The 13070-nt window shown below is 37.7% G+C and carries 11 protein-coding genes and 1 rRNA gene; 10 read left to right on the forward strand and 2 right to left on the reverse strand.

From position 1 onward, the window contains the following. The 3 genes from rrf to ACKI4H_RS08805 all read left to right on the forward strand — a co-directional run. Positions 1 to 114: ribosomal RNA gene (gene rrf, locus ACKI4H_RS08795) — 5S ribosomal RNA — on the forward strand; the annotation flags it as partial. Positions 115 to 542: 428 nt separating this feature from the next. Next, positions 543 to 1007 (forward strand): hypothetical protein, encoded by a 465-nt coding sequence (locus ACKI4H_RS08800; protein ID WP_407305153.1) that lies wholly within the window; start codon positions 543 to 545, stop codon positions 1005 to 1007. An 81-nt stretch (positions 1008 to 1088) separates the two neighbouring features. Further along, positions 1089 to 1835, forward strand: coding sequence for an IS5 family transposase (locus tag ACKI4H_RS08805; RefSeq protein WP_407305154.1), 747 nt, complete (start codon positions 1089 to 1091; stop codon positions 1833 to 1835). A 123-nt stretch (positions 1836 to 1958) separates the two neighbouring features. Here the strand turns inward: ACKI4H_RS08805 and ACKI4H_RS08810 are convergent, their stop codons facing one another. Then, entirely contained in the window at positions 1959 to 2282 is a 324-nt protein-coding gene (locus tag ACKI4H_RS08810; protein WP_407305156.1) for a hypothetical protein, read from the reverse strand. A 386-nt stretch (positions 2283 to 2668) separates the two neighbouring features. Between ACKI4H_RS08810 and apbC the strand changes: the two genes are divergently transcribed. Next, the gene (gene apbC, locus ACKI4H_RS08815) at positions 2669 to 3949 is read left to right on the forward strand and encodes an iron-sulfur cluster carrier protein ApbC (RefSeq protein ID WP_407305158.1); all 1281 of its coding nucleotides are present in this window, start codon (positions 2669 to 2671) and stop codon (positions 3947 to 3949) included. 294 nt (positions 3950 to 4243) lie between these two features. Here the strand turns inward: apbC and ACKI4H_RS08820 are convergent, their stop codons facing one another. Further along, complete coding sequence (locus tag ACKI4H_RS08820) at positions 4244 to 4786, reverse strand: DUF2062 domain-containing protein (RefSeq protein WP_407305178.1); 543 nt, start codon at positions 4784 to 4786, stop codon at positions 4244 to 4246. A gap of 277 nt (positions 4787 to 5063) precedes the next feature. Here ACKI4H_RS08820 and ACKI4H_RS08825 point away from each other — a divergent pair, with 277 nt between their 5' ends. From ACKI4H_RS08825 to ACKI4H_RS08850, 6 genes are all read left to right on the forward strand, one after another. Continuing rightward, on the forward strand, positions 5064 to 5657 hold the full coding sequence (locus ACKI4H_RS08825; RefSeq protein ID WP_407305159.1) for a LysE family translocator: 594 nt from the start codon (positions 5064 to 5066) through the stop codon (positions 5655 to 5657). Positions 5658 to 5782: 125 nt separating this feature from the next. Further along, complete coding sequence (gene dcd, locus ACKI4H_RS08830; protein WP_067723803.1) at positions 5783 to 6352, forward strand: dCTP deaminase; 570 nt, start codon at positions 5783 to 5785, stop codon at positions 6350 to 6352. Between the two features lie 243 nt (positions 6353 to 6595). Beyond that, positions 6596 to 8668, forward strand: coding sequence for a hypothetical protein (locus ACKI4H_RS08835; protein WP_407305160.1), 2073 nt, complete (start codon positions 6596 to 6598; stop codon positions 8666 to 8668). Between the two features lie 12 nt (positions 8669 to 8680). Then, on the forward strand, positions 8681 to 9400 hold the full coding sequence (locus tag ACKI4H_RS08840) for a hypothetical protein (RefSeq protein ID WP_407305162.1): 720 nt from the start codon (positions 8681 to 8683) through the stop codon (positions 9398 to 9400). Positions 9401 to 9429: 29 nt separating this feature from the next. Further along, positions 9430 to 11730 (forward strand): DUF6160 family protein, encoded by a 2301-nt coding sequence (locus ACKI4H_RS08845; RefSeq protein ID WP_407305163.1) that lies wholly within the window; start codon positions 9430 to 9432, stop codon positions 11728 to 11730. A gap of 21 nt (positions 11731 to 11751) precedes the next feature. After that, positions 11752 to 13047 (forward strand): hypothetical protein, encoded by a 1296-nt coding sequence (locus tag ACKI4H_RS08850; RefSeq protein WP_407305164.1) that lies wholly within the window; start codon positions 11752 to 11754, stop codon positions 13045 to 13047. Positions 13048 to 13070 lie beyond the last annotated feature (23 nt).

Raw genomic sequence — 13070 nt, forward strand, 5'->3', positions numbered from 1 at the left:
CTGGCGACAATAGCAAGAGTGAACCACCTGATCCCTTCCCGAACTCAGAAGTGAAACCTCTTTGCGCTGATGGTAGTGTGGGGTTACCCATGTGAGAGTAAGTCATCGCCAGCTCATTAATTCCAAAACCCCCTCCGCCACAGGCAGAGGGGGTTTTTTATGTGCGGGAATAAAGGTAAAGCAAACTTGAAACAATGATAGTTTTTAATTACACATTTATCATTCCTCATAAAGCCTGTGCATTTTATAGACACTGATAAAAATTCTTAATAATTTAAGGAATACTGAAATGTATAACCTGACTTTGCACATCAAATTTATGTGATAATTTTATCGTTCTTTTGGATGTCTTCATTGTTGTTAACCTTTGCTATTTAAGCACCTCTAATTTATATCATTACTTTTAATTAAATGACTTATCTCACTTCGCTACATCCTGTACATCCTTTGTTTCAAAATGCAGCTTTAGATTTCATTCATAGAAGGTGCCTTGTATAACTAATAGGTGAGCTAAATACTGAATAAAATAGAGGAAAAAAATCATGACAAATGAAAATAAATTAGACGATTTAAAAAATAAAGCGTCTGACTTGGGAAACGACTTAAAGTTCAAAGCTAAAGAAATGCAGCTGCAAGGTGAAAAAGCAGGCGATGATCTCAAACATAAAGCTGCCGAAATTAAGCTTGAAGGTGAGAAGGCTCTTCATAATTTAAACACGGAAACTGATGCTCAATATACTGAAGCTAAAGTGTCATTTGATGAAAAAGCAAAAGAAGCAAAAACTGAATCTTCAGAGGCAGAAAATAAGGTACAGGAAAAATTAGACCACCTAAAAGCAGAAGCAAGTCATAAATTTGAAGAAGCTAAATTAAAAGCAACTGAATTTAAACAAGAAGCTTCAGTTAAATTTGATGAACTGAAAGTGCAGGCAACTGCGAAACTTGATGAGTTAAAGAAAACAGCTACCGAAACTCTCAACAAGTTTAAAAAAGATGATCAGGCTTGATTTTAGGGTCTGTTGACATTTACTGTATAAAAAATAGCGAGATAGTAAAATCAAATCGCCAAACCTAATTCTACTCTCGCTATGCCTCGTACAATGCTGAAGGATCAACACTGGTCTAAGTTACTTTCCATTTTCCGTCACTTTAATATTTATCTCAAATCAAATTTAAGAAATTTCATTGAAGCTATTTTATTTCGTATTAGAACTGGCTGCCCTTGGCGAGATCTACCTTTGCAATTTGGCAAACCAAACTCCATTTTTAAAAAATATAATCGATGGTCTAAAAACAGTAAATTCATGAATATATTTAAATTATTTAGCAAACATGCTGATAAAGAATGGATTTTTATTGATGGTAGTCACGTAAGAGCTCATCAACATGCTGCTGGAATTAAGAATCAAGAGATAACTAAAAGTATTGGTGGCAATAGCTCCAAAATTCATTTAGCTATTGATTCTGATGGCAATCCCATTGAATTTATTATTTCTGATGGAACTTCTCACGATATTAAAATTGCACCAGCTCTTTTATCTAAACTGGATTTAACTGAATCAGAAATATTATGTGCTGATAAAGGATATGATTCAGACAATTTCAGGAATCAAATTGAATCAACAAAAACAAAGCCCAATATTCCAAGAAAATCGAACACTAAGTCTACCAATGAGCACATGGACTGGTATCTTTATAAAATCAGGCATTTAGTTGAAAATGTATTTTGTAGGCTCAAGCAATTTAGAGGAATTGCTACCCGATATGACAAGTTAAAGCGTAATTATCAAAGTGCTGTTGCTCTTGCTTGTATTTTTATATGGTTGCCACTTTAGAACAATTTATGCACTACAAATGTCAACACACCCTAATTTAATTAAGTTTTTAATCGAAGATTCCAGCTAAATTATCTTTAATTTAGCTGGAGTTATCAGGAATAAAAAATTGAAAAGAAAAAATTATTGAGCTATATCCTCTTTAATTTCCTGATCAGTGTTTTGCCATTTAATTTTCTTTATATAATCGTTCACAATGGTGATGGTATACATCATATTTTCTATTTCGTATTTATAATCCATTACTAAATTAACATTTTCACCATCTTTGAATTCACGTGTAAGCATTGAATTTGGAGACAACTTTAGTCGATTTTGCATATCTATAAAAGTATCACCTAAACTGATTAATTGTCCTTCTGGAGTACGTATAGAAGAAGTTTCATTCGCAGCGTGGGCAAATGACATAGCAGTCAATAAAGTGCATGCAAGTAGTTGTTTTAGCAAAATATGATCCCCGAATAAAATATTGTTATGATAAAAAATAATAATGTGCAGCCAATATAAAAAACAAAATAAACATCTGTCTGCATAATAATTGTTATGAAAAATAATCGTTATTTAGATAGATAAACCAAAAAATAAATTTTTTAAACTGTTCGAATCTATCTGCTTTAGCTCATGCTATTGAATGATTTAATAAAAGTATATTTATAGATGGTTCAATAATAATGCAATATCATCTTTAAAATAAACAGTTAAGCACTAAAACCGACTAATTAGGTCGGATTTTTGGCAACAATCATAAAGCAAGCTAGAACTTTACTTAACCTTCGCCTCATTTAAAGCTAAACTATGATATTCAGCTGTATGTTCGTACTTGGAGTAAACTTATGTCGTGGCTTTCTTCGCTTAAATCTGTTTTTTCACCCTCGCAGGAGGTGAAGGAGGAAGAAATCCAGAATGTGCTACAAGCCTATATATTGCCTAATTCAAACAATGCACTGAAAGACCGGATTACCCAAGTGAATGTTGAAGGACGAGTATTACAAATAACCATTAATACTTATCCTGAGGAAGCGGATCATTTACAAAAAATCCATGATGATCTGGCTAATGCTTTGGAAAAATGCGGTATCCAAGAACTCAATATGCATGTGATCCAGCAAAAACATGCACAAGGTGAAAGCTGTTCTAATCATGATCATGGCAAAGAAGGACATAGCTGTTCAAGCAAACCTCAGGGTGAAAATGCTACGTCTCAAGCCCAAAAACTGCCGCCTGTGATAGATGCTTCTGGTAAAACAGCCCAAGCTGAAACCAAAACTGAAGAAGATCCAAACAATCCACCCATCCAAAAACCGGCACCGCAACAAAGAGATGTACCTAAACATCCACGCATTAAAAATGTGATTCTAGTTTCATCGGGTAAAGGTGGTGTAGGTAAATCGACCACCACTGTAAACCTCGCATTGGCATTGCAAAAATTAGGTTTAAAAGTCGGTGTTTTAGATGCTGATATCTATGGTCCAAGTATTCCGACTATGTTGGGTAATGCCGGTCGTACCCCGATGATTGAAGCGGAAAATTTTGTTCCAATCGATGCGTATGGCATGGCGGTGCTATCGATTGGACATTTAACCGGGGATAACAATACCCCTGTGGCTTGGCGAGGTCCAAAAGCAACAGGTGCATTGATGCAGTTGTTTAACCAAACCTTGTGGCCAGACCTGGATGTTCTGATGATTGATATGCCACCAGGGACAGGCGACATTCAATTGACACTTGCGCAGCGTATTCCTGTGACGGGTGCTGTTATTGTGACTACTCCACAAAATGTGGCACTTTTAGATGCAACAAAAGGAATTGAACTGTTTAATAAAGTTCAGATTCCTGTCATGGGTGTCGTAGAAAACATGTCGACACATATTTGTTCGAATTGTGGTTATGAAGAGCAGATTTTTGGTACAGGGGGTGGCGACAAGTTATCTGAACAATACAATATTCCTTTATTGGGTCGTTTGCCTTTAAATGTTCAAATTCGTGAAAATGCCGATGCAGGCAAACCTTCTGTACTTGCAGGTGATGATGCGGCTGAAAGCTATATGGCTATTGCTCAAAAAATTGCAGACCAATTACCAAAAGTAGAGAAGCCACAAAATAGAATTTTCTAATCACTGATTGAATAGTCCTATTTAAAAAGCCCTGCTTTAGGGGGGGCTTTTTTGATTTTGATTGAGTGAGATTATGTTTTTGAAGGATAAGGTAATAGGATAAAGTTGTTCAAAAGCAGTTTTGATACTTTAATCATGCTTGATAAAAATATCAAAACTGCGTTGTGGAAGAATATTAATCGCAGGGCAAAACAAGTTGGCTCGGTCAGGAAAAATATCAGAAAGCAAATTTTATAGTTCAATGTAGTTGCAATAATGCATCTAGTAATCTTTTTATATTTAAAGGGTTGATGATTATTCGGTAGCACGACGACGTTTATAATGTTGAATAATATTCCAGCGCCAAAATAACCGTGTAATCACAAATAATATCACGGCAAAAATTAAAGCTTCCAGCAGTAAACCGGATAATAGAATTTTCGCCAAACTCAAATCGATGTGGCCATTCCCAAAGTGGGTAATCCAGTGACTGATCTGATGCAGAACACCCAGTATCATATCCTGATCAATCATATTCACTTGAAACACCTTCGTACCCAACCAAAAACCAATATATAAAATGGGAACAAGGGTAAAAGGATTGGTCAGCCAAGCGAGACACAAACTCACCGGTAAATTGACTTCAAACAGTAATACCGTCAAAACAATCAAAATGCTGTGAAAAGGCAAAGGCAACATGCCCCAAAACGTGCCAATAAAAACTGCTTTTGAAATCGACTTTCTGTTCACATACCACAGCACAGGATTTAGGGTACGTTGACCAAAAATCTTCATCAGTTTCATCTCTGCAACTTTATGAGGAGAGGGAAGCCATGATTGAAAGAACCGTTTTGCCATAAAAGTAGGATGCTTAAGTAATAAGGTATTGTGCCTGAATTGATCACTAAGTGACAGTTCAAGCATGTCTGAATGTCATAATGCATGCTAAATAATAGAATTATTGAAATTTTTTATAACAAATGACTCTATAGTTATAGTTTGATTAATTTGATAAGTATTTAAAACTTAAATATTTTTTATTAACTCTGGCGATTTTGAAAAAGATGTAAAATTCCGTAATTGCTAAGTACAATGAACTCAATTACTCTTCGCGCACTCTATAGAGAGGTCGCATATGATTTCATGGCTGTTCATCGGTTTAGTGATCACTATTTTATTGACACCTGGCCCAACAAATACATTGCTTGCTTCTTCTGGTATACAGGTAGGCGTGCGCAAATCATTACGACTTATTCCCGCAGAATCAATTGGTTATTTAATTTCAATTAGCATTTGGGGACTTGTTATTGGTACAGTTTCAAATCAATTTCCTATTCTCCCGATATTTTTGAAGTTATTAAGCGCGCTGTATATTATTTTTCTCGCGATTAAGCTCTGGAAAACGGCAGATATCGAAGCCAGTTATAATCTGCCCACCATTCGTGCACGTGAATTGTTTTGCGCAACCTTATTGAATCCTAAGGCATTACTCTTTGCTTCTGCTATATTTCCAGGTTTAGCGTGGTTATCATTGAATAATTACTTGGTTCATATTGGCATGTTCCTCATTTTAATCGTGCCAATTGCTTTGTTTTGGACTTTTATCGGCTCTATCTTGGCCTCGAATAAAGTGCGTTGGCTGAATCAATCGAACTTGCAAAAAACTGCTTCTTTGGTTTTAGTCAGTTTTTCTATTCCGCTGGGTTATTTTGCTCTTTTAAGTCTTTAAGATGAGTTGATGAAATCGCATTTGGTAAAAAATGACATCATCGCCTGATCATCATTTCCATTGCAGCCAATTTCAGTTAAAGTACAGCGCAATAATTGATTTAACTATTTTTGGGTATAGAAATAATGGCAATTAAGTCTGATCGTTGGATTCGTGAAATGAGCGAAAATCACGGCATGATTGAACCGTATGCAGAAAACCAAGTGCGTTATGATGAAACAGGTGAAAAACTCATTTCTTATGGGGTTTCAAGCTACGGTTATGATGTTCGTTGTGCGCGTGAATTTAAAGTATTTACCAATGTCCATTCAGTAATTGTCGATCCCAAAAACTTTGATGATAAAAGCTTTATCGATATTGAATCGGATGTATGTATTATTCCGCCAAATTCATTTGCCTTAGCACGTACAGTAGAATATTTCCGTATTCCACGTAATGTATTGACCGTATGTTTAGGTAAATCGACTTATGCACGTTGCGGTATTATTGTGAATGTGACTCCGCTTGAACCTGAGTGGGAAGGTCACGTAACTTTAGAATTTTCAAATACAACCAACTTGCCTGCTCGTATTTATGCAGGTGAAGGTGTCGCGCAAATGTTGTTCTTTGAATCAGATGAAGTATGTGAAACATCCTATAAAGACCGCGGTGGTAAATACCAAGGTCAAACGGGTGTGACTTTGCCAAAAGCATAAACAGTATAAATAATTGAATAAGCGGACCATTTTGGTCCGCTTATTTTTTATGGGATTCATTCATCGGAAACTGGGTTCATTCGCCCAGTTTTTTTTGCAATTGGATCAATATTCAGCATAATAAAAAGTTATACAAGCTTGGTAAGAACATTGTTGTAATGACAAATAAATAAAAGAGATATACCAAGCTTAGGATGAACTAAAAATAATGATGCGGAGCATCTGATAAAAAGGAAGGTCGTGATGACTCAGAGTTGGAATAATACAAGATTTAAAAAATCTTGTTTGGCGAGTTTAATCGCAGTTTTACTTAGTCCGTCAGTTTATGCGCTTGAATCTTTATCAGATGATCACCTGTCCAATACAACTGGTGAAGGTGTAGCATTAGCTCTTGAAAATTTTAAGATGGTATTCCAGGCCCCTAAAGATATCTCTGCTGGCTCAAGTTATGCACGTGGTGTTGCTAATCCAGGGCAGGCGGATACTGGTTTTATTCGTATTATTCCGACTGGAGAGAATTATGCTCGGTTAGGTGAGCGCGCCTATCATAAGACCTATGATTTAGCATATACCAACGCTTATTTGGGATCTCAAGCTTCAACAGGATACGCTACAATTTATAAAAACACGTATGACTCTATTTATAACCCTAAATATACTGAATTAGAAACAAAATATACCAAAGATATTAAAGCGACGGAAGAAGCGAAACAACCGCAGCTTCGCTCTGACCTTTTTGATGCCTATTATAATTCTGATTTAATGCAACGATATTATGATCAACGGTATGATGATTATTATAATGGTGCGGGTAGGCATACTGGTATTAATTGGTATACGTTAGAGAATGATGGAACGACAGCTTATAGTGTATTGGGTGGTAATATCACGAGGTCTAGAGAATATGCTGCAGCCAATACACGAGAAATGATTGAGTTGCTGTATGGTAATAAGTTTGATCAATCACTTCCCGAATCAAAATTTATTAAAGATGAAAAGTTAAGTACAACAGGAAGAACCGATGTTATCGACACTTCGGTAACGGACTATATACAATCACAAATCACTCAAAAAACAAATTCTGGGAAATTACAGGCTAAAACTGAAGCGGATGCACTTGCGGCACCCGAAGCAGAAAAGCAAAGATCAGAGCTTTATAACAAGCTTGTAATAGCAGCAACTCAAGCTGCCAAGACTGCAGCAGCAAGTGCGGACGTAGATAAAATAAGGACCAAAGCTGATGTATTTATTTATGGTTTGGCACTGTCAAAAAGTGATGGTTCACTGAGTACACGTTTTAGTAACCAGGGTTTTAACTGGGGAACCGCAGATAACCCATGGTTATTCCGTGCAGGTTCAGAGAAAGTTAAACAGTTTACCAATGTTGAAAAAGATCTGGGTTATCTTGCTTTAGAAGCACCATTAGCGACTGTAACAGCAAATGATCAGGACAATAACATCAAGTTGGGTTTCTGGACCGATATTTTTGCTCGTGAACTGGGTTCGAGTAATCACGTCGATCCTGTCACAGGTGCGCCCACCTCTGGCTTGGATAAAGATTACCGTTTACGTGCTCAATTTGTGGCAAATGGTCTGAGTTTGAATGGTTCACAGACCCGTATTTTTCAGACCTTGCCTTCTGCCAACAAGAACTATAATGAAACATTGGGGATCGCAAGTCTTGTTCGTTTAAATACCAATAATGATCCTTCAAATCTCAGCATCAGCGATAGCAATCTGGACAGCAAGGGAATCCGTATAAGTAGCGCAGCCAAATCTGATGATCTTGATGGTACGGCAGCAACACCTGCGATGGATAGATCCAATGCGCCAGTTTTCCATGACACTGAAGGTCTGTATTTATATAGCCCGAATATCAATCTTGTGCTGGGAAATATGCACCAGCCGTTTATTCTCGGTTCTGAAGGCAACAATATTATTCTGGAAATTACTCGAATTCCAAATATTCCTGATATTTACAATAAAATTTACCAACGTTATGAAGATGGGAAAGGTGGTTATTTAGGCAGTGAGGCACTGAAAGGTTCGACTTGTAATGTCTACAGTTGTGGTACACCAATTTCAGCCAATGCAACAGATACGGTAGCGAACTATCAGGGACGTAATGCGACACACAGTAGTATTGCAATTGGTACAACAGAACGTTTGCCTAATAACATGCTGAGAGCAAAAGATGGTGCAACTGCGACTGGTATAGTGTTCAAGTCTGTTGATGGAACAATGAAAAACTTCGGTTCAGCTGTGATTGATGGTGTACTGATTCAGCATCTTAAAATTAAAACAACAGGTCTATAAGGGAGTATGGCAATGTTAAAAATGATCAGCATAGTTACACTGCTGGGTGCTTCTTTATCGGCTTCGGCAAACCTGGTGAGTCTGAATTATCAGGAATTGACTGAAACAACAGGTCAGGGTGGGGCGGATTTAAGCTGGACCTTATCCTTAAACCACCAGTATGCCACTGATATGAGTAAGTTGAATATTTCTAATGGCAATCCAAGCAATCCAAATGATGTGTTTTATAAACTGGATTCTGATTCATGTGGAACCAATAACTTATTTTGTCGTTTGGCAATTGCGCCAAACAATCATGTAGATGAAAATGGTAATAAAAAGTGGCTTGTATTTAAGCAGTTGCAAGGTACGATACAGATTGACAAATTTTCGCTCGATGGGGCAACTATTATTAATCATCATAATGAACCACAAACGGCGATGAAAATTAGCTTTTATGATGATAAGCCTTTGAAAATTCGTAATCTGGGTTTTGCAACTTTGGCGATTGAAACTGGTACTGGTGAGGGTGCTAATGAAGGTTATGCCAATAGTCAAACCTATAATAAATTTACAGGCCGTGTGTATCAGGCTGATGGTACCTTTACGGAAAAGGAACAGGATGTTCCATTATTTGATAGAGACACCGAAAAAGGATTTATGGGTTTAAATGTGCATGGAAATATGCATATGAATGGAAATCTTAAAATTTTTAGCTATAACTGCACCGGCGGAATACAAAGCCGCTGTTAAATATTTCTGTGCAGCATAGGGAAATAAAAATGAAAAAAAGAAATTTGCAATTAAAATTATTGACTGTTTGTATTTTTCTTGCCCAGCAAGGGCATGCATTAGAACTTATCAATGAAAATGAGCTGAGCGATGTGACGGGTCAAGACGGCATCCTAATTACGCATGAAGTGTCGCGTGTCAAAATTGAGCAAGCAAATTGGTACGATCCAAATCCAGCAACAAATGTACAAATGGGTTTAGGATTACATAACGTGCAGATTGATGGTGTGAATAATAAGCCTATTGTCAGTCAGCTTGAATTTGATGTAGGCGGAACACCTAGCGGTGCAGGGATTCGTCTTGCAGCAAGTGTAGCTCCATTTACAGCAACAGCAGATTTAATGCTGGTTAAAAACACCTGTAGTACCAATCCATGTCAGCAAGCAGCGAACAGTTTACGTACCCTAGGGGTTAAATCTAATCAAAGTTTAGGTAAACTTGGGATCAGCACTTCTACGCCACTGAATTTTGTTTTGCAAACGACGAGTGGTTTGTTTAATAAATATTCGAAAGCGAGTATAGATTTTCAATTACAAAATGCCACCATTAGCCATAAATTAGGCCTTAATAGTCTTATTTTGAATGATTTTAATTTTAATTTTGCCGGTGACGGTTATATGTATATCGACCAAGACGAAGGGCTTGTGTTAAGTACATATAATGAAAATCAAAATCACTATGTTGATCTAAAACGCGTTACCGATACCACAGATGTTGCCGCTGGGCGTACTGATGCAACGAATCCAGGTGTAAATATCGATTTACGTTATAACACTCCGAACAATGAACGTAAAAATATTATGCGTTTAGGTGCTTCCGGTGCAGTAACGAATGCCAAATTGGCTTTGAATGCTAACCAAACAAAGGTTGCTAATTTTGAAGTCAATAACATGGTCAATGGCGTATTAACGAAAGAGACTAAAACAGCAGCAGGCTATAATGGTGCAGGTAATGACCCTGGTCTTGTTGGCTCTGGTGGTTTACATTTAAGTTTAGCTGCGGACTTCACCAATGCATCTGATACCAATAAGCCTGGGAATATGGCGGCTACTACTCTAGAAATTGGGCATACGGGTAAAGGTAGTCATGCGATTGAATTTTCAAATTTAAGACAGCTTACCACTCGGTCCGCAGATGGCGCCTTACATAAGAAAAATGCGTATATCGACTTTGGCGACATTTATATTAATACGGTAACAACGAAAACTCTTGATTTCATTGTTAATGAAAATATTCAAAAAACGCTTGCTGTTACCAGTCCAATACTGAAACAAACTTTAACTACCGCAACTACTCCTAAAGATGTTGTTTTAATTGCTATTCGTGGCATGGATTTCCAATCCATTGCAGCAAAAGCGCGCATTATTTCAGACAATTCGTTGCAAAAATTGAATGGTAGTGGAGGGACGTGGGGGATTGGTATTCCCATTTATAACCTGAATGCCAATGTCGCACTGTCTGCTGGAACCTATGGGACAACCAACAAGAGCGGAATTGCTTACAATGTTATGGCATCTACAGAAGGCTATGGCATAGATTCAAAAACAGGTTTACCAAGTACCACGTCTATTATCTTAATTGATGGTCAAGATGGAGTTCATGGTGAAGCAGTCAATTATTATGCAGGTTTGCGTAATATTGATGCCTTGATTCAGTCCAGCGGTGTAATTGGCTATGAGGATGAAGGAATCTCCATCCGTGCTGATGAGTTGTTGATTGCAGCAAAGGCTGAAGTTGCGATTGGGCAATTGCCTGGTTCAAAATATAACTGTTTATCTGGCTCGACCAAGTGCGGTTCCTATGTTAGTAATGACAGTTTTGGTAAAGAGGAGGATGTACTTACTTCAATCGCATTTAAGCTCGATGGAAGTGGTAACCTGTTAATTATTCCAGGTGTTGATCCAACTGCAGAAAATCCTGACAGTAACTTCCTGTCATTGAAAGGTGATTTTCAGTTCAGACCTTTGACTGCTGCGGAAAAATCGGATAGCAAAAATTTGGGAAGCTATTTCAGTCTGATTAATGAAGATAAGGAAGCCAATGGGACGATCAAGACATCTTCCATCAACTTTAACCGTATGGAAGGTCATTTGGGCTTCCACAGTAAAGTTCGTGTCAGCCAGGACACGGTGACGCTCGATAATCAGGTTAAGATGAACTATAAAAACGATATTGCTACACCATTCAAGACTTCCTTTGCGATGTCAACGAACGGCAATATGCAGAACATTGCAACAGTTGCTTTGACAGGTGGAACTATACGCAGCACGATGGGCATCACGCCACGCTAATAAGAAGATAAGGACGTTAAAATGAAAAAAACACTTTTGAACAGTTTGGTTGTGGCAATGTGTGCCTTTACACAACATAGTTTTGCAATGACCACGTTAAATGATGAAGAATTGTCCGGTGTAGATGGTCAGGCGCTTCTATCAATGGAAGTGCAGAAAGGCTATAACCAGGTAGACAACTCGAATAAAACCTATGACCAGTCCAATATTTCATTCTATAAATTAGGTCTGGAGGCAGAGATGGAGATCAATGCCAATATTAAAAAGCTGCAATTAGGTTGTGGTGGTGTTAATGGTGCGGCGGGTTGTGATATTGATATTGACAATATCGCATTGAGTGGTCTACCAGCCGGTTCGAACTATACCTCAGATGATCGTGCAGGCAGTTCGGCATTGATTACAAACCCATTTTTACAATTTGCGATTAAAAATCCGGATAAGGCATCCACGCGTGAAGTATTGGGTTTTCGTCTGAGTGCTGAAAAAATTAAAGGTCTTATGACTTTGGGTACAGAAAATAGTAGCTCCCCGAATGGGATTAACAGTTTCAGTGGCTATATGAAAACTAAATCAGCATCAGGTGTAGCAAATACGGCTTCCCGGATCATGGATTATGCGGCCACAGGTCAACTTATTGAAGGGACGGTAAGAGGTAAAATTGGAAGTTTAACATTGCCTTTAGATTTACATTATACATCTAAGGATTACGCATTTACGTTAAACGAAAGCACGGCGCCTTTTACCATTCCTGCCACTATTGTTTCAGGTACGCGTATGAAAGATGTTGTACTAAAAGGTACAGGGACAGTGAATCGAATTGACTTTAATGGTCCATTAAAGGCAGAACTTTTAGGTGGTTTATTAAATCTGGATAAACAAATTACTGGAAATCTAACAGGTCTAAAAACGGATATTACAGTAAATCAAAATCTTGGTTTGATTCATGCATTATATCTGAATAATCCAGCATCATTGTCTTTACAGGCACAAAATATTTTATGGCCAGGTGCAGCTGTTGCAGCTAATCAGGGCTGGTGGTTGGCGATGGAAGATGAGGTGGACTTGGGGAGTATTTCCCCGACAGATAAAGTGCAAATTACCGACGCTGTTTTAAAACAGACCATCGCTGGGATCAATTATGACTTAACAAATAACATTCGTAGTTGTGGTGGTCTGATCAGTGGGTGTATTGCAGGTGGATCTCTGGATGTGGCTGAAATTAAAAACCCAGCTTTGATTGATTTCCCACTCACTAACTTGAACCTTGCTGGACAGAACTTCAAGTCCAACTGTTTTGGTGGACATAAATTCTGTTAACTCAGTTATATGAATAAAAAAAT

It is taken from the genome of Acinetobacter sp. (genome assembly GCF_045628685.1).
Taxonomy (GTDB): Bacteria; Pseudomonadota; Gammaproteobacteria; order Pseudomonadales; family Moraxellaceae; genus Acinetobacter.